The sequence below is a fragment of the Halobacillus mangrovi genome (assembly GCF_002097535.1).
Taxonomy (GTDB): Bacteria; Bacillota; Bacilli; order Bacillales; family Halobacillaceae; genus Halobacillus; species Halobacillus mangrovi_A.
Genome location: NZ_CP020772.1, coordinates 620,661 through 637,928, shown reverse-complemented (window position 1 = coordinate 637,928; position 17,268 = coordinate 620,661). Strand labels below are relative to the sequence as shown.

Annotated in this window: 17 protein-coding genes; 9 read left to right on the top strand and 8 right to left on the bottom strand. The window is 39.2% G+C overall.

The features are described 5' to 3' along the window. Positions 1 to 88 precede the first annotated feature (88 nt). The 5 genes from HM131_RS03250 to HM131_RS03230 all read right to left on the bottom strand — a co-directional run bounded on the left by HM131_RS03250 (position 89) and on the right by HM131_RS03230 (position 5,244). On the bottom strand, positions 89 to 592 hold the full coding sequence (locus HM131_RS03250) for a DUF6933 domain-containing protein (protein WP_232324923.1): 504 nt from the start codon (positions 590 to 592) through the stop codon (positions 89 to 91). A 271-nt stretch (positions 593 to 863) separates the two neighbouring features. After that, on the bottom strand, positions 864 to 1,589 hold the full coding sequence (gene treR / locus HM131_RS03245) for a trehalose operon repressor (protein ID WP_085027888.1): 726 nt from the start codon (positions 1,587 to 1,589) through the stop codon (positions 864 to 866). A gap of 23 nt (positions 1,590 to 1,612) precedes the next feature. After that, positions 1,613 to 3,298, bottom strand: a complete 1,686-nt coding sequence (gene treC, locus HM131_RS03240) for an alpha,alpha-phosphotrehalase (protein ID WP_269749109.1) — start codon at positions 3,296 to 3,298, stop codon at positions 1,613 to 1,615. Between the two features lie 24 nt (positions 3,299 to 3,322). Next, the gene (gene treP / locus HM131_RS03235) at positions 3,323 to 4,732 is read right to left on the bottom strand and encodes a PTS system trehalose-specific EIIBC component (protein ID WP_085027886.1); all 1,410 of its coding nucleotides are present in this window, start codon (positions 4,730 to 4,732) and stop codon (positions 3,323 to 3,325) included. 23 nt (positions 4,733 to 4,755) lie between these two features. After that, the gene (locus HM131_RS03230; protein ID WP_085027884.1) at positions 4,756 to 5,244 is read right to left on the bottom strand and encodes a PTS sugar transporter subunit IIA; all 489 of its coding nucleotides are present in this window, start codon (positions 5,242 to 5,244) and stop codon (positions 4,756 to 4,758) included. 247 nt (positions 5,245 to 5,491) lie between these two features. On the opposite strand from HM131_RS03230, the gene HM131_RS03225 reads away from it, so the two are divergent. The 4 genes from HM131_RS03225 to trhO all read left to right on the top strand — a co-directional run bounded on the left by HM131_RS03225 (position 5,492) and on the right by trhO (position 9,881). After that, entirely contained in the window at positions 5,492 to 6,739 is a 1,248-nt protein-coding gene (locus HM131_RS03225) for an MFS transporter (protein WP_198162710.1), read from the top strand. Between the two features lie 46 nt (positions 6,740 to 6,785). After that, positions 6,786 to 7,334, top strand: coding sequence for a cysteine hydrolase family protein (locus HM131_RS03220; protein WP_085027883.1), 549 nt, complete (start codon positions 6,786 to 6,788; stop codon positions 7,332 to 7,334). A 150-nt stretch (positions 7,335 to 7,484) separates the two neighbouring features. Further along, positions 7,485 to 8,834: an MFS transporter gene (locus HM131_RS03215; RefSeq protein WP_085027881.1), complete on the top strand. Its 1,350-nt coding sequence runs from the start codon at positions 7,485 to 7,487 to the stop codon at positions 8,832 to 8,834. 105 nt (positions 8,835 to 8,939) lie between these two features. After that, a complete protein-coding gene (trhO, locus tag HM131_RS03210; RefSeq protein WP_085027879.1) occupies positions 8,940 to 9,881 on the top strand; it encodes an oxygen-dependent tRNA uridine(34) hydroxylase TrhO in 942 nt (313 codons plus the stop codon). 87 nt (positions 9,882 to 9,968) lie between these two features. Here the strand turns inward: trhO and HM131_RS03205 are convergent, their stop codons facing one another. Beyond that, complete coding sequence (locus HM131_RS03205) at positions 9,969 to 10,595, bottom strand: Type 1 glutamine amidotransferase-like domain-containing protein (RefSeq protein WP_085027877.1); 627 nt, start codon at positions 10,593 to 10,595, stop codon at positions 9,969 to 9,971. Between the two features lie 64 nt (positions 10,596 to 10,659). Continuing rightward, on the bottom strand, positions 10,660 to 11,460 hold the full coding sequence (thiD, locus tag HM131_RS03200) for a bifunctional hydroxymethylpyrimidine kinase/phosphomethylpyrimidine kinase (protein WP_085027876.1): 801 nt from the start codon (positions 11,458 to 11,460) through the stop codon (positions 10,660 to 10,662). 108 nt (positions 11,461 to 11,568) lie between these two features. Here thiD and HM131_RS03195 point away from each other — a divergent pair, with 108 nt between their 5' ends. The 5 genes from HM131_RS03195 (at position 11,569) to HM131_RS03175 (ending at position 16,335) form a co-directional block, all read left to right on the top strand. Continuing rightward, entirely contained in the window at positions 11,569 to 11,886 is a 318-nt protein-coding gene (locus tag HM131_RS03195; protein ID WP_085027874.1) for an MGMT family protein, read from the top strand. Between the two features lie 61 nt (positions 11,887 to 11,947). Further along, positions 11,948 to 12,895: a PD-(D/E)XK nuclease family protein gene (locus HM131_RS03190; RefSeq protein WP_085027872.1), complete on the top strand. Its 948-nt coding sequence runs from the start codon at positions 11,948 to 11,950 to the stop codon at positions 12,893 to 12,895. 78 nt (positions 12,896 to 12,973) lie between these two features. Beyond that, on the top strand, positions 12,974 to 13,609 hold the full coding sequence (locus HM131_RS03185) for an SDR family oxidoreductase (RefSeq protein ID WP_085027870.1): 636 nt from the start codon (positions 12,974 to 12,976) through the stop codon (positions 13,607 to 13,609). Positions 13,610 to 13,756: 147 nt separating this feature from the next. Then, entirely contained in the window at positions 13,757 to 15,019 is a 1,263-nt protein-coding gene (locus tag HM131_RS03180; protein ID WP_085027868.1) for a helix-turn-helix domain-containing protein, read from the top strand. 53 nt (positions 15,020 to 15,072) lie between these two features. Continuing rightward, the gene (locus tag HM131_RS03175) at positions 15,073 to 16,335 is read left to right on the top strand and encodes a helix-turn-helix domain-containing protein (protein WP_085027866.1); all 1,263 of its coding nucleotides are present in this window, start codon (positions 15,073 to 15,075) and stop codon (positions 16,333 to 16,335) included. A 33-nt stretch (positions 16,336 to 16,368) separates the two neighbouring features. Here the strand turns inward: HM131_RS03175 and HM131_RS03170 are convergent, their stop codons facing one another. Further along, the gene (locus HM131_RS03170; protein ID WP_085027864.1) at positions 16,369 to 17,244 is read right to left on the bottom strand and encodes a 5'-3' exonuclease; all 876 of its coding nucleotides are present in this window, start codon (positions 17,242 to 17,244) and stop codon (positions 16,369 to 16,371) included. Positions 17,245 to 17,268 lie beyond the last annotated feature (24 nt).

Genomic DNA, 17,268 nt, shown 5'->3' with positions numbered 1-17,268 from the left:
CTTTCTATCTTTTAATTCTTTCTCCCATCAGTTTTTATTCCCTTCTTTTTAACAAATAATTAAAAAAAGCAGCACGTGTACCTACGTGCTACTTTTCATCTTCGAAATATTTTACAAACTCTTTATGTGGGAAATGATGTTCTAAGGCAGAATAAGGATTGTTATTGTTTTCCTTGTTCACGTGTACAGCATCGATGTCCTCATATTCGCGTCCCTTTGTATGACTCTCGATCATCAACTTCAAATCGTTCATCATCCCAAGTAACCTTCTGCTCTTCGTTTTCGTATAGACAATTTCATCAGCTGCTTCAAGCATTTGGTCACGAACACTCTGCTCAACTTCTAACACCTGAAACAATTGATTTAACGACCCTTTTATAACATCATCAAGGTTCTTGAACTGCTGCTTTCTAAGGCCGAATAAGGTTAAGTTAAGACCTGTTTGATTGTTCATTAGCACTAAACACTTCCGCCTGTTAATTGTAATGATATTTGCATGCCATTGGTAAATTTCAGGCACATCCTGATAATCTTCTACATCAGCAATCGGTTTACTGATTTCATTTTGCAATTTTTTTGTCGCTCCAACCACGAACAAAAGCATTCACCTCGTCTAATTAATAGTAAGTTTATTGTAACAGGTTAAAGTCGCTTAAACGATCCAATACGGGATATTGTAACCGTTGCTTCTGCCATTCTTCCTCATACATCGTTATATATGCATCGATTTCTTTTCCCGATGCTATGTGCTGTCAATGTCATCTTCAATTTGACGCCCATATCGATCATCGACAAATTTATAGTGGTCAAAATCACTTAAATCCCTAAACAATAAAAAAGGAGAGTCCCAACAACGGGACTCTTCAGTCTTGTCTATTCTTCGTTCTTCTGGCAAAGTCTACAAACTGGAATTTGTCAGGTCTGTGTCGTGATTCTGTAAATTGAAAGAGGGTAGCATCGGCCAAGTAGACATAGCTTCGAATCACTACCACTTGCCGGTGATCGTTTAAATCAAGCCGCGTTTCGTCTTCCTCAGTTACAGGTTCTACGACGATTTCTTTTTTAGCAAAACTTATCTCAAGACCTAGCTGATTTTCAATATATTCGTAGATCGATTTCTCAGCTATCGATTTATCCAGGCCTGGAACCAAATCTTCTCTAATATAATCCTTATCCAGGATGATTCTTTCTCCTGCAATCTCTCTTGACCTTATGATTTTCCAAAGTTTCCTGTCGCCTTCACAATTCAACCGCTCTGCCATCGGTTCGCTAGCTAGCCCTAAAGTAAGTTCATGGACATGTGTTCGGAAATCTTGTCCAAGCTGATCTGAAAGCTCTTTAAAACTGGTTAGGCCAGATACAGGAAATTCAAACTTACTTTGATCAAGAACAACGGAACCTTTGCCCCGCACTTTTTGAATATACCCGTTTTGGGCCAATAAACTTAAAGCTTTTCTAATGGTTTCACGGGAAGTAGTAAAAAAACTGGTCAACTCATGTTCAGACGGCAAAGTGTGACCGGGTTGAAACTTCCCGTTTTGAATCATCCTGACTAGTTCATTGTAAATCACTAAATATTTATTTTTCATGATTGATCACCAATCATAGTATATCAGTGAGTGGGTATATAATAAACAATGGACTCATAAGGGCGAAGATGGACCTTTGCGTAGTCTAAAGAAGAATCTTTATAGTTACTAATTAGAATTTCAGCTTTGTCCTTACCATCCACATCTATAGGTAGATTAAACCTTGTTTCTTTTCCATAAAAATTATTAACTACTAGCAAGCGCTCCCCATTCCATTCGCGGAGGTACGCAAACAACTGGTCATCTTCGGGAGTTAGAAGTTTAAAGTCCCCATGAGTGATAATATCATAATTTTTTCTAAGCTGGATGAGGTTCTGGTAATAATGGAAGATAGAGTGATCCGTATTTTTCACTTTCTCCGCGTTAATCTCTTTATAATTATCAGCGACATCAATCCATGGTGTTCCTTCCGTAAATCCAGCGTTTTCACTTGCATCCCATTGCACTGGTGTACGAGAGTTGTCACGAGATTTCTGTTTTAGAATTTCCAAAATCTTATCTTCGCTGACGCCTTTTTCTTTAAATTCTTTGTACATATTTAAAGATTCAACATCTTTATATTTTTCAATAGATTCGAAACCAGGATTAGTCATTCCAATTTCTTCACCCTGGTATATATATGGTGTTCCTTGCATCATATGAATCGTTGTCGCAAGCATTTTTGCTGATTTGTCAGGATAGTTCTTATCATCACCGAACCGGGATAAGACTCTCGGCTGATCGTGGTTGCACCAGAACAAGGCATTCCAGCCGTTGCCTTTGTTCATTTCCTCCTGCCACTTGGATAGGATTTGCTTCAGTTCACGGAAGTCGAAATCAGCAACTGTCCACTTCTCTCCATTTGGATAATCCACCTTCAGATGATGGAAGTTGAACGTCATACTAAGTTCATTGCGCTCTGGTGCGGTATATTTAATACAATGTTCGATTGTCGTAGAGGACATTTCGCCTACGGTCATCAAATCATATGGTTTGAACACTTCACGGTTCATCTCCTGCATGTATTCGTGAACTCGTGGACCATCAGTATAGAATTTACGCCCGTCCCCTGGAGCTACACTGCCATCATCATTCGGAAATTCCTGGTTTTTGGAGATAAGGTTAATGACATCTAAACGAAAGCCATCCACTCCTTTTTCTCCCCAAAATTTCATCATTTCATAAAGTTCACTTCTTACTTGCTCATTTTCCCAGTTCAAATCAGCTTGGGTGACATCGAACAAATGCAAATAATATTGTCCAGTCTTTTCATCATATTTCCAGGCACTTCCTCCGAACTTCGACTTCCAGTTAGAAGGCTCTTCACCATTTACAGGGTCCTTCCAAATATAATAATCCCTGTAAGGGTTGTCTTTTGACTTTCTGGACTCCTGAAACCACTCATGGTCCGTTGAGGTATGGTTAATGACGATATCCATGATTAGCTTCATACCTCTTCTATGAGTTTCTTCAAGCAGCTCTTCAAAATCTTTCATGGTGCCATACTCGTCATGTATATCATAATAATCACTGATATCATAACCATTATCGTTTTGAGGGGATTTGTACATTGGGGTCAACCATAAGACGTCGACCCCGAGTTCATTCAAGTAATCCAATTTTTCAATAATCCCTTGAATGTCACCTACCCCATTTCCTGTAGTGTCATTAAAGCTCTTTGGGTAGATTTGATACACAACAGCTTTTTTCCACCAAGGTTGTTCAATCATTTATACACACCACCGTTCTTCATTTTAAACATCTTTTTTGCGTTTCGCGTAGAGGAATGTTCCTACAAGAGGCAGCACAATTACGATGACCATACCAATCGCGAAATCAAGCCAATACTCAGCTACAATAGAGAAAATCCCAGGTACTCCTCCAACACCAATGGAGCTTGCTACAACACCTCGAGAGGAAATATAAAGCCCGGCGATTGCGGAAGATGCAATTGCGAATATGAACGGATATTTGAAACGTAAGTTAACACCGAATAATGCAGGTTCTGTAATTCCTAGCCAAGCTGAAACTCCTGTTGAGAATCCAAGCCCTCTCAGCTTTTCGTCCTTAGACGCAGCCATAATGGCAAATGCAGCTGAACCTTGGGCAATGTTGGATAAGGCGAGCATCGGCCATAGGAATGTGGTGCCGGTACTACCGACCAACTGAATATCTACCGCCAAGAATGTATGGTGCATACCTGTAATAACAAGCACGCCATAGAGTCCACCGTAGATTAACCCACCTAACCATGCGAATGTATCAAATGTAGCTACAAGACCGTCAGTGATCCAGTTACCAATAGCGAATGTAATAGGGCCGATAATGATAAATGTAAGGAAACCAGTTACCAGCAAAGCAATAGGACCGACGAATAACAATTGCACACTATCTGGAATCCTTTTACGTAAAAACAGTTCAATCTGCGTTAATAAGTATGAGGCTACTAGTACAGGTAACACTTGTCCCTGGTAACCAATCTTCTCGACTTCCATACCAAACAAGTTCCAAACAGGTACGTTACCTTCTTTCACTGCTTCCCCATAAGACCATGCATTCAATAAGTCTGGGTGAACAAGAATCAAACCGATGACTATACCAAGTATTGGACTTCCTCCGAATTTCTTAACCGCAGACCAACCAATGAGCCCGGGTAAAAATACGAATGCCGTATTGGCTATGATGATGATCATATTGGCTATATCAGACCATTGCGGATAAACATCAATCACAGATTGTTCATCAAAGAAAATACCCGGAGAAGTTAAAATGTTGTTGATCCCGAGTAACAAACCGGCAGTAACGATTGCTGGCAAAATAGGAATGAAGATATCTGCTAACGTCTTAATCGCTCTTTGAAGCGGATTCATTTTTTGGGCAGTGGCTTCCTTAACCTCTTCTTTTGATTGCTCTCCAATACCAGCAAGTGCAATAAACTCTTTATAAACTTTATCTACTGTACCTTGACCTATAACAATTTGAAATTGACCGTTCGTAGAAAAAGATCCTTTGACAGCGTCAATATTATTGAGCTTCTCTTGATCAACAATCCCTTCATCCACTAGAGCAAGACGGAGACGGGTGACACAGTGAGTTGCTGCCGAAATATTCTCTTTTCCACCAATGGCTTCTAAAATTTGTTCAGCTTGTTTTTTTAAGTCCATTCATTACCCTCCCTGATGTAACTTTACTTATTATTCACCGTCATCAATTTCGTGGTTCCTGCTGTTACTTGCTTTTCATCGTTAAGCTCAACGCTAAAATCGTCACTATTCGTAATAATGATTGGTGTAACCGTACTTTTTGCTTTTTCTTTTACAAGGTCCATATCAAAAGTAATAAGCTTGTCACCTGCTTTTACTTTATCTCCTTGTGATACATAAGCTTCAAAGCCTTCCCCTTCCATTGCCACTGTTTCTAAGCCGATATGGATAAGAATTTCCACTCCACTTTTGGTTTTAATTCCTACAGCGTGTTTTGTAGGAAAAAGTTGAACGATGTCTCCATCAACCGGACTTAGAACTTCACCTTTAGAAGGATCGACAGCGATTCCCTCCCCCATCATTTTCTGTGAAAATACTGGATCCGGCACTTCTTCTAATGCTACAACCTCCCCTGTAACTGGTGCTGAAAGACTTACTGACTTCTCTTTATTTCCAAACAACTTCTTAAACATCGTATGTCCCCCTTAAACGCTTACATTAATAGTGTACACGCTTACTTGTATATACATCAAACACTTTTATTATAATTTGTATATACAAGTTTCGCAAGCTATTTATTTATTACCCCATATCCCTCGATTGACCCAGTGAAACTAATGTGACAAAATACGCCAAATTTTTTAAGCTTATTTCTTTTAACTTCTATTTAGTTGTGGTACATATATTTAGGGTTACGAAATAAATAATTGGAAGAAGTGAATGGTTATCCTTAATCAAGAACAACGTGCTCGAAGAAATTTATGGATCATGTGGTTTGCCAACTTTTTCATTGCTGGCAGCATCACAATGGTCTTGCCGTTTTTATCGTTATATATAGAGGAATTTGGTGATTACTCTGCTTCCTATGTACAGACATGGTCAGGGTGGGTATTCGGAATTACCTTTGTGACAGCTTTCATTTTTTCACCGATCTGGGGAAAGATTGGGGATCGTTATGGACGTAAGAACATTTTAATCCTTTCTGCCTCAGGCCTTGCCTTATCGGTTTTATTAATGGGATTCGCTGATTCGGTATGGGAATTATTTTTTCTCAGGCTGTTCATGGGGGTATTTACTGGGTTTATTCCCATGTCCCAGGCCTTAATTTCAACGCAGACACCTAAGAATATTGCAGGCCAAGTCTTAGGTACTTTACAAACCGGAAGTATTACCGGAAGTCTCCTCGGCCCGATGCTCGGAGGTTGGATTGCGGATGTGATCGGATATTCGACAACTTTTCAGTTTGTATCCATTACCGTTGGAATTTCGGCAGTGATCGTTTTTTTAGGCATTCATGAACAAAGAATAGAAAAGGAAGATGAAAAAGAACAGACATCTTACAATTCAAAAGAGGTACTGGCTCACATTGTAAAAAAACCTGTATTGATGATGGTTATGATTATTTCCCTATTCGTACAAATCGCTCACTTCAGCATTCAGCCCATTCTTTCGTTATTTGTCGGTGAATTGCATGGGCCAGAAAACCTTGCCTTATTTTCCGGTATCGCTTTTTCTGCAGCTGGACTTGGAAACTTGATGATGGCTAGACGCTGGGGACGTATTGCTGATCAAAAAGGTTACGTAAAGATTCTCATTTTCCTGTTGTTCATGGCTGGACTTGTTTATATACCCGCAGCCTTTGTAACGAATATTTGGCAGCTGGTGCTCTTACGTTTCTTGCTTGGCGTATCCATTGGCGGAATCATTCCAGTCAGAACAGCATATATTCGTCAGGAAGCTCCTGTAGCTATGCAGGGAGAGGTATTAGGATACAATACGAGTATTCGTTTTCTTGGTAATATTATCGGTCCAGCCATGGGCGGCATGCTCTCCGGTGCATTTGGGTTTTCCGCAGTGTTCTTCGTTACAAGCTCTCTACTACTAGCTTGTGGGGTCTTCATGCTAATTACTCTTCATAAGAGTTCCGCCGGAGTGAGATATCATCGTAATGCTAGCTATTCCAAGTGATTTTAAATCTGTTAAGATAGGTGTAAAGACACTAGGAGGGTCCAGGATGAAAAGAGCTTTGATTAACATTGACTATACGAATGATTTTGTTGCAGATGGAGGAGCTTTGACTTGCGGGGAACCGGGTCAACTTATAGAGAAACGGATCGGGGAACTGACAAAGAATTTCATCGAAAGTGAAGATTACGTCGTGTTTGCGATTGATGTCCATGAAGAAGGAGATCCGTATCATCCTGAAACTAAGCTCTTCCCTCCTCATAACCTTCGAGGCACGTCTGGACGGGAGCTCTTTGGTCTTATAGAAGAAATCTATAAACAACATGCGGAGAAACCTCATGTTTATTACATGGATAAAACACGTTATAGTGCTTTTGCAGGAACAGATTTGGATGTGAAGTTAAGAGAAAGAAATATTGAAGAAGTTCATTTAGTAGGTGTCTGCACGGATATTTGCGTCCTTCATACGGCAATGGACGCCTATAATCTCGGCTACAAAATCGTGATTTATAAAGACGCTGTAGCCAGCTTTAACCAGCCAGGGCATGAATGGGCCCTTAATCACTTCGAATCTGTTCTAGGTGCAACACTAAAATAATTGATAAAGCCTCTCCCCACCTCAGGTCATCCATAATTTGGATGACCTGAGGTGGTTTATGTCTAGAAAAACATTCTCTAATTTTCTTATCGGCAATGTTGTGGTATAGTATTTCGAGTGTCTAAATAGTCGTAAAAAGGAGGACATGAGATGCAACATGCACCTGCTCCTTCAAATGAACACTTTCGTACTGTGTTTATTTTGAGTGCATCCATACTCATCGTAGTAATGAATACGACGATGTTTAATATAGCTTTACCAAATATCTTAAAAGACTTCTCCCTCCAGCCGTCTGAAGGGGCTTGGATAGTCTCCGGATATTCGATCGTTTTGGCGATTTGTACAATCACCTACACAAGACTATCCGATTATTATCCGATTCGTACCTTATTAAGTATCGGTATTTTAATATTCAGTCTTTCATCGGTTCTGGGATTCTTTGCAGATTCTTATTTGTGGCTGCTGTCTGCACGCTTATGCCAGGCTTCTGGCGCAGCAGCTATTCCAGGTTTATCAATGGTATTTGCCGGTAGATATATCCCTATAACACGCCGAGGCAGCGCTTTTGCTTTAATTGCCTCTGCAACTTCTCTGGGCTTTGGTTTAGGGCCTGTGGCTGGAGGAGTAATCACTGATTATCTAGATTGGAATTACCTATTCATTGTTACCGTCATGGTCTTTTTGGTCATACCTGTTTTATATCGCTTTATGCCGAAAGAGTCAGCAGAAAAAGGACAATTCGATCTGGCAGGGGCTCTATTGTCTGGTACGAGTGCAACGATGTTCTTACTGTATATCTCTACCTTTATTAGCCTATATTTATTAGGAGGGCTCATTTCCGCAGCTCTATTATGGTGGCGTGTGAACCGAACAGTTGCTCCTTTCATACAGCCCGAATTAGTTTTGAATAGACCTTATCGCCGTATCGTTTTAATGAGCTATATCGGCTTTACTTTACACTTCGCTGTTTTGTTCCTAATGCCAATTATGCTTGAACAGGTTTATGACAAAGGGGCAGCAACAATTGGTTTCATCATTTTTCCAGGTGCTATTTTGTCGGCTGTAGCGGCTATTTATGTCGGTCGGTTGATTGACGCTTACGGAAACTTGAGAGTGCTCTATTTAGCACATGGACTATTAATGATCTCTGCGCTTATCTTTTTCTTTTTTGCCGGTTTATCTCCTTACATGATTATGACTGCTTACATGTTCACAAGTTTTGGGTTTTCAAGTCTGTCCTCCAGTTCAACCAATGAAATATCCCGAATCTTACCCAGTGCTCAGATCGGAACTGGGATCGGCTTAAAACAGCAAATTCATTTCATTGGAAGCGCGACTGGTTCTGTAGTCGCCGGGATTCTATTAGAACTAAATAAACAGCCTTATACGGCTGCTGACTTCCGGATTCCGTTCGGACTGCTGATTGTTCTAATGGCAGCTTCCTCTTCTATTCTCTTTTTGTATTCAAAAAAAGTGAAAGAGATAGCAAATGTTCAATAATTTTACATTTGAAATCTAATTTGAAATCGAATATGATGAAGTGTGGACATTACTGTTTTCCATTAATTTATACTGATATAGATATTAATATAGGAGGAATTACCAATGAGCTCAAAAGATTACCGAGTTCTGTTGTATTACAAGTATGCTGATCTTCCTGAATATGAAGAATACTGCCAAAACCATTTGAAATTTTGTAAAGACCTTGGGTTGAAAGGTCGTATCATCGTGTCCCCTGAAGGAATCAATGGAACGGTATCTGGTACCGTTGAACAAGTGGAAGAATATATGGATTATGTACGTTCTGACGAGCGTTTCGCTGACATCCACTTCAAGATCGACGAGCATGAGGGCCATGCTTTCAAGAAAATGCATTGCCGCGTAAAGCCTGAGCTTGTCAACTGGAGCATCGAAAATGATGATATCGATCCAAAAACCTTCGGCGGAAAACACTTGAAGCCAAAAGAGTTCAACGAGATGCTAAAAAGTGACGATACGATTGTAATTGATGGTCGAAACGAATATGAATATCGCATTGGTCACTTCCGCAATGCTATTCGACCAGAAGTTAACCACTCTCGTGAATTCCCAGAATGGATTGCTGAAAATGCAGATCAATGGAAGGACAAAAAAGTTCTGACTTATTGCACTGGAGGTATCCGTTGTGAGAAGCTGACAGGTATTCTTAAGAAAAACGGTGTCGATGATGTGTACCAGCTTGAGGGTGGAATTACAACTTACGGAAAAGACCCTGAAGTAAAAGGCGAGCTTTTCGATGGGAAAATGTACGTCTTCGATGAGCGTATTTCTGTACCCGTCAACCAGGTGGAAGAGAAAGTGATTGCTGAGTGTGAGCACTGTGGTAAACCTGAAGACCGCATGATTAACTGCAGTAACCCGGTGTGCAATCGTCAGTACGTTTGCTGTAAAGAGTGTGAAGAAAAGCAGCATGCTGCATGTACAACTGAATGTAAAGAACATCCGGAAAACCGTTGGGACGTAGAGCGAAAGAAACAAATTGATAAATACGACCGCATTTTTGGATAATGTATGTAAAAAAAGCGACTGATCCGACTGATCAGTCGCTTTTTCATTAGGCTTAACTAAGGGAATTTTCACTTTAAAAAAAGCCTTCTAAGCACTATATTGAATGTGTATGTAGCCTTCAGCAGATGTCAGTTTATTGTTTAACAAATAGATACCAGCATTTTCAGCAATACCTATTCCGATAGAGGCTTTCGTGCGCTCGATCGCTTTCTCAAGGTTGGCTTCTTCATTCCACTCTAAATAGTGAGCCGAAATGACAATGTCATCTACCAACCCCATCCCTCTTTGAAAAAGCTGACTCCCCTCTTCATTATCATTAGGAGATATTACGCACATCTCAGGACAAATTAATGCTCCTGCGGAAAAACCTGCAATGGGAATTCCCTCATAATATAATTCTTTCAAAATGGAACCTAGCTCCGTTTCTACAATGAAACTTCTATAGGCTTCCGTATGCCCACCGCCTATGATCACTCCTTGACATGATTTTAAAGTCTTTAATTCATCACGCCCATACTTTTCTTTCAAAGCCATACAGTAAGAACTTGAGCTATTAATTCCTTTCCAATACTTTGGTAAATAGATTTCAGCGCCTTCCCTATCTAAATATAAAACAGCAATTTTCCCACCATTTATGCACTGTGAAAATTTCAAAGCAAGCTGCTCATTAAAAGGGGGGGAGGACCCAAACATGAATAAATGTGTAGCAACCATATTTCCTCTACCTTCCTTAGTCTCTACCCCGGGACATTTTTATTAGTTGAGGCATCTGATATAATTAACGTCTAGTCCTGTGAGCAGCGTGGTAAGTAGAACCTATCCCCCGATCAAATGATAAGGCGTAACGAATCGCACTTGTAACAAATGATTTTGCTCTCCTCACAGCATCTTCCACATCATAACCTCTTGCAAGCTCCGAGGCGATGGCTGCTGAATACGTACAGCCCGCTCCACTTGTATGAACAGTCGGAATACGCTCAGATTCCAACTCGACAATGCTTTTACCATCATAAAGCATGTCCACTGCCGGATAGTTTTCAAGAGCTCCTCCTTTTAATAATACATACTTAGAACCGAGACTGTATAAATCTCGAGCTATGATTTTCATATCCTCCGGAGTTTTAGGAAGTGAGCACTCTAGCATTCTGGCAGCTTCATGCAGGTTGGGAGTTATAATGGTCGCCTTTGGAACCAGTTCGTTAACCAGCACCTCAATCGCTTCATCTTTAAGAAGCTGTGAACCCATTTTCCCAATCATCACAGGGTCAATGACTATATGCTCTACATTAGATTCCTGGATCAACTCAGCAGTCCGTTTGATTATCTCCTTAGTGAACAACATCCCTGTCTTTAATGCATCTGCTCCTACATGTTCTAACGAAGCATGAATCTGCGCCTCGATAGACTCTATAGGCTGAGTAAAAATCCCCTGGTCAGTGGTTGAATTATTGGCGACAATTGCGGTAATGGCACTCATACCATATACATCAAATTCTTGAAACGTCTTTAAATCAGCCTGGATTCCTGCACTTCCCTGCGAGGCTGAGCCTGCGATAGACAACACTCTTGGTATACTCATTCGATCAATACTCCTCCCTTTCTTATAAGAATTGTATCAAATTTCCTTTTAGATACGCTATTCATACCTTCTTTCTTTACGATAAGATAACAACGAGGAGGATCTAATTTGAAGCCTTTTACTGAAAAAACAATTAACATAATTCAAAGTATTCCCGAAGGTAAAGTCATGACCTATGGCCAGGTTGCACGATTTGCCGGCAGTCCCCGTGCAGCAAGACAAGTTGTTAGAATCCTTCATTCTATGAGCCAAAAATACGACCTGCCATGGCACAGAGTGGTTAACGCTCAAGGAAACATCGTTATTAAAGATGAAGCATCCGCAGATGTTCAGCGAATGAATCTTGAAAGTGAAGGTGTAGTTGTGATTAATAGAAAAGTCAGCTTGAAAGATTATGGTATTCACTCCATTGAACAAATTACATGACGATACCACTTTATTGAATTACGATGAATAGTAAATGCTATGATGTTCGGAGGATCATTATATGTTCGAGATAAAACCCTACCCTGAATTTTCATGGTCCCTATCCAGGCATAAGACCATGTTAACCTGCTTGAGGAAGTACGCTTATGATTACTACCTCTCCCATAACGGCTGGCTCAGTCACGCAGACACTTTAGCGAAGCAAACCTATCGTCTGAAAAAAATTACAAATTTAGAAATGCATTTTGGAAGTGTGGTTCACGACCTCATTTATCAAATCATTCAAAATGTCCGGTTCGATAAACAGATCCCTTCTGAGGAAGCTGTCATGGATGAAATCAGACACCACCTCAATCGTGGGTTTATTGAATCAACACGAAAAGAACACCTATGGCATCATCGGCCAAAGCATTACACAATGCTGCATGAAATCTATTACAGTCAGTCAAATACGTTGCCAGATTCTAAGATTAAAAAGATTACAGACCGGCTATCTGCCACCGTAAAAAACTTCTTTGCCAGCCAGTCTTTTTCAGATGTATTGAAAAAAGATCAAATGAAATTTGTGGACTCTGAAAGCTTCAGATATATGAAAGCAGATGGAGTAAAGATTTTTGTAGTCATGGACCTAGTCTATAAAGATCTAAACAAAAACAAATGGATTATCGTAGATTGGAAAACCGGAAAGTCTTCAGATGAAGATCGAAACCAACTAGCGTTATATGCTCTTTATATAAAACAGAAGCACAATATAGCATCCATTGATGATATCGTTATCCGGAACGAATACTTACTGGAAGGCACACATGTTGAACATCAACTAAAAGAGCAAGATTTGATCAACGTCCAACTTCTTTTTCAATCAAGTATGGAACAAATGAAATCCTATTTAAAAGAACCGGAAAAGAACCGGCCTTTACCGATTAATCATTTCCCAATGCAAGATAACCCTCATATATGCGCGCGGTGCAACTATCAGGAGCTCTGTTTTCCTTCCCAGGTTAACTGACTAGCATGCATGTTTAACATAGCTGTAAAAAGGCTATTTATTACACCGAGAGATACTATATGGAAGGGGTTTTGATTCATGAAAGTACTCGTAGCAGGTGCTAACGGACATACAGGCCGTTTACTTATTCAATATTTAAAAGAAGATGGTCACGAGCCCTATGGCTTGATTCGAAAAGAAGAACAAAAAGCTAAGATAGAGGAATTAGGCGGGACTCCGGTTCTAGCTGATGTTACCCAGCAAGATGTAGGCTATGCAGTCAAAGGAATGGATGCGGTCATGTTCGCAGCAGGATCTGGGGCAAGCACAGGCGCTGATCAAACAGAAGCTGTCGATCGTGATGGTGCCATCAATCTAATTAAAGCTACTGAAAATTTAGGAATTAAGAAATTTATCATGTTAAGCGGAATGGGTGCAGGCGACCCGGATCGCGGCCCAGAACAGCTTAAACATTATTTAGAAATGAAAGGCGAAGCAGATGATTATTTAAGATCTACTGAGCTGGATTACACCATTGTCCGCCCAGGTGGCCTTACCCATGAAGAAAGCACAAGCAAAATTCAGGTAGGCGAAACGGTCGAACGAGGCACAATCCCACGTGCAGATGTGGCCAAAACAATGATTGCCGCTCTTCAAGACCCAAACGCTTACCACAAAACATTTGAAATGATCTCAGGCGACACTCAAATTGAGGAAGCCTTGAAGACACTATAAACGATTGCAACTGGCCACCTTTTAAGAAGGTGGCTTTTTTGTGATTAATCACTCCATCCTTTAACGATTTTAAGTGAAAAACGATTGTAACCTTTGGTATTTTGATATAATGTGTGTACTTAGGTGTTTTTAAAGGAGTTGTTCGTGGTGAAAGGATCATTAATCAAACAACACCGAAAATTAAATAATATGACTTTAGAAGAACTGGCCAGAGGAATTTGTTCTGTTTCTTATCTAAGTAAAATTGAACACAATACAATTAACGCGAGTGAGCAAATCTATCGTCTATTGGGGGAACGTCTTAATATCGCGCTTACAGACATAAATCAAGAATTTGATGAAACCATTTATCTTGATTTGATAAACTGGCATGAGGCGATTCAACTTAGAGACTTCCCACTTATGAAAGAATACTATGAGAAAAATAAAAAAGCTTTAGAATATAACCGTAATGTTGAATTAGTAAATTTATATAAAGTCATTCTTGCAAGACATAACAGTAAGATTGAAGATGAAGTGGTAGATGAAGAAACTTTAAAAGAATTAGGCAATATCTATCCGAACTCTACTAAAGAATTTCAGTTTTTTTACCATAAAGTTCTAGGGGTTCATTCCCTCTTGAAACTCGAACTGAAGGAAGCTTTGTACCATTTCCATAAGGCAGAAGTACTTTTAGGAAAAGTCCCTCATAACGATACAGAAGTGTATTTCCATCTCGCCCTAGCCTACTCACAAACCCACGCCGCTGTGGAATCGAACTATTACGCTCATATGGCATTAGATGGATACTTAAATGAACTGGATTATGAAAGAATCGTTGACACGTATATGATTATAGCGATTAATTATAGGGCACTAAATATATTTTCATTAGCAGAAGAGTATTACTTGAAACTGTTAAAGATTTCAAAATATCATTTGAGATCTTTAGAGAAAAGAAGAATATATCATAACTTAGGGTTCATCTATGCTAATCAAGAGAGATATGAGGAAGCTTTTGATATGTTAGATAAGGCATTCAACATTCATACTGATGAAATATTTTTCGAAATCAGCACCTTCTATTTACTTGCCTCAACCAGTTACTACCGCGGCAATATTGAGGACTGTTGGAACTACATTGAGGAAGGTGAGAAGAAATCGGAAGAGCGCAATATCACCTTTTTCAAATACAAGTTCTTCATTTTAAAAAATACAATCAATAAAACTACTCATGAAGATCAATTTATTAACCAGGTAGAGCATGAAATTATCCCTACCCTAAGAGAAAATAACCAATACGGAGAATATAGAAATCTGCTAGTGATGCTTGGCAATATCTATTATGAAAAGAGAATGTACAAGAAGTCAGCCATGTTCTTCAAAGAAGCGAATAACTATAAGGAAACACAGAAAAAAGACTTACTATAATAAACATTTTTAATTCAGCTAAAGATATTAGTCTTATGCAAGGGGGGCTTTTAGTGAAAGGGTCGCTTATTAAACAGAATCGAAAGCTCAGAGATCTTACACTTGAGGGGCTCTCTAAAGGCATCTGCTCTGTTTCTTACTTAAGTAAAATCGAAAATAATACAATACAAGCCAGTGAAAAAATTTATCGACTCCTCGGAGAACGATTAGGCATCCGTCTAATTGATATTAACCAAGAGTTTGATGAAGAGATTCATCAAACTTTACTAAGTTGGCATGAGGCTTCGCAATTACGGGATTTCACTTTAATGGATCATTTAAAAAATAAATGTGAGATTGCGCTCCAAGAAAATCATAACATTGATTTACTAAATTTATTTAAAGTGATTGCTGCCAGACATCACATGACAAAAACGAATCAACTTTTGGACAATGGACTATATAAAGAGTTAGAGGGGCTTCTGGTAAATTCAACTAACGAATATCAGTTTTTTTACCATAAAGTTATTGGGCTTCATTATTTTTTGAAATTTGAACTTAAAACAGCGTCTCAACATTTTTTAAAATCCCTCTCTTTACTTAATCAAATTTCCTATAATGAGACCGAAATCTATTTTCATTTATCCTTAACTTACTCTCACACAAGGCAATTTGTTGAATCAAATGTTTATGGAAAAAAGGCGATTGAAGGTTACAAAAAAAGCCTTAATTACTCAAAGATCGTAGATAGCATCATGGTTATAGCTATCAATTACAATAGAATGAACGCCCATACTATTGCCGAAAAATATTTCCTGGACTTATTAAAAATGGCAAAGTATCAGCTAAAACCGTTAGAGAAAAGAAGGGTCTTTCATAATCTTGGAGCCATTTATATTCACCAGGAAAAATATGATCTTGCTTTCGACTATTTAAAACGCGCCAGCAGTATTGAAACAGACGAGAATATTCTTAAATCAAATACTACCTATTTACTCGCTTTAACTTGCTATTACAATGGAGATATTGAAAAATCAAAAGAATTCCTTGCATCTGGAGCAGTTTTAGCTGAGAAATACAACCATATAAAATATAAACATAAGCTTTTCACTCTAAAATGCCGTATGAATAATACAATGCATGAAGACTTCTTTTTACAAAAGTTAGAGAATCAAATCATTCCAGATTTAAAGCAATCGAATGACTTTGAAGATTACCGATATTTTTTAGAACTTTTAGCCAAACTATGTTTTGAAAAGCGACTTTACAAAAAATCCGCTACCTATTTCAAGAAAGCAAATAGCATTAATCATTCTCCAAAGAAAGACCTCTTATAAGAAAAACGGGAGCACCTTCATGCTCCCGTTTCTTTATTGACCTAGGATATTTTTCTTCCAATTCCTAAATTCCAAATCTTCAAATTTAGAGCTCATTTTATCATCATCAACATAAAATAGCGCATCATCCAGAGAACAATCGATACCTGCTTCACAGTGAATTCTGGCAAGTTTTCTTGATAGATGAAGCATTTCGAGATCCTGTTCAATCTTGGCACGCTGTCCTTTTGTCAATTCGTTCAAGTTATCAAGGATACCTTCAATGGTTTCGTACTTTAGAAGAAGCTTCAGCGCTGTCTTCTCCCCTATTCCTTTAACTCCTGGATAATTATCACTGCTGTCGCCCATTAAAGCTTTAAGATCAATCATCTGCGAAGGCGTGATTCCTTTTTCTTTTACAAAAGAATCTTCGTGATATTCCGCATAGTTCCCATACCCTTTTTTCAGTAATACAACCCGTACGTTTGGCTTTAGTAACTGAAGCAGGTCCTGATCGCCTGTCAAAAGAAACACTTGAGAGTGCTCGCTGTATAAACGGCTCAGCGTTCCCATACAATCATCCGCTTCGTAGCCCACTTCTCCCACATTCGGGATATTTAAGGACTCCACAACTTCTTTCGCCAAGTCAAATTGAGGAATGAGCTCCTCAGGCGGCGCCCCTCGGTTAGCCTTGTATTCTGGAAACATGTCATTACGGAAAGTTTGGCTTCCCATGTCCCAGCAGCACACGACGTGCGTAGGCTGGTATGTGTTAATGGCTGTAAATAGGTGTTTCAGCATTCCGTATACCCCGTTTGTAGGAATACCCTTACTATTAATCATATAATAATTGCTCATTGCTGTAGCGTAAAAGGCACGGAACAATAGTGCCATTCCATCAACAAGCATAATTCGGTTCGTTGTCGTCATCTTACGCTCCCCTTTTCTATCTTA

Excerpts from the sequence above, each read along its gene's own strand:
- treR (WP_085027888.1), bottom strand. The coding sequence starts at position 1,589 with ATGAAAAATAAATATTTAGTGATTTACAATGAACTAGTCAGGATGATT.
- treC (WP_269749109.1), bottom strand. The coding sequence starts at position 3,298 with ATGATTGAACAACCTTGGTGGAAAAAAGCTGTTGTGTATCAAATCTAC.
- treP (WP_085027886.1), bottom strand. The coding sequence starts at position 4,732 with ATGGACTTAAAAAAACAAGCTGAACAAATTTTAGAAGCCATTGGTGGA.
- HM131_RS03230 (WP_085027884.1), bottom strand. The coding sequence starts at position 5,244 with ATGTTTAAGAAGTTGTTTGGAAATAAAGAGAAGTCAGTAAGTCTTTCA.
- HM131_RS03225 (WP_198162710.1), top strand. The coding sequence starts at position 5,492 with ATGGTTATCCTTAATCAAGAACAACGTGCTCGAAGAAATTTATGGATC.
- HM131_RS03220 (WP_085027883.1), top strand. The coding sequence starts at position 6,786 with ATGAAAAGAGCTTTGATTAACATTGACTATACGAATGATTTTGTTGCA.
- HM131_RS03215 (WP_085027881.1), top strand. The coding sequence starts at position 7,485 with ATGCAACATGCACCTGCTCCTTCAAATGAACACTTTCGTACTGTGTTT.
- trhO (WP_085027879.1), top strand. The coding sequence starts at position 8,940 with ATGAGCTCAAAAGATTACCGAGTTCTGTTGTATTACAAGTATGCTGAT.
- HM131_RS03205 (WP_085027877.1), bottom strand. The coding sequence starts at position 10,595 with ATGGTTGCTACACATTTATTCATGTTTGGGTCCTCCCCCCCTTTTAAT.
- thiD (WP_085027876.1), bottom strand. The coding sequence starts at position 11,460 with ATGAGTATACCAAGAGTGTTGTCTATCGCAGGCTCAGCCTCGCAGGGA.
- HM131_RS03190 (WP_085027872.1), top strand. The coding sequence starts at position 11,948 with ATGTTCGAGATAAAACCCTACCCTGAATTTTCATGGTCCCTATCCAGG.
- HM131_RS03185 (WP_085027870.1), top strand. The coding sequence starts at position 12,974 with ATGAAAGTACTCGTAGCAGGTGCTAACGGACATACAGGCCGTTTACTT.
- HM131_RS03170 (WP_085027864.1), bottom strand. The coding sequence starts at position 17,244 with ATGACGACAACGAACCGAATTATGCTTGTTGATGGAATGGCACTATTG.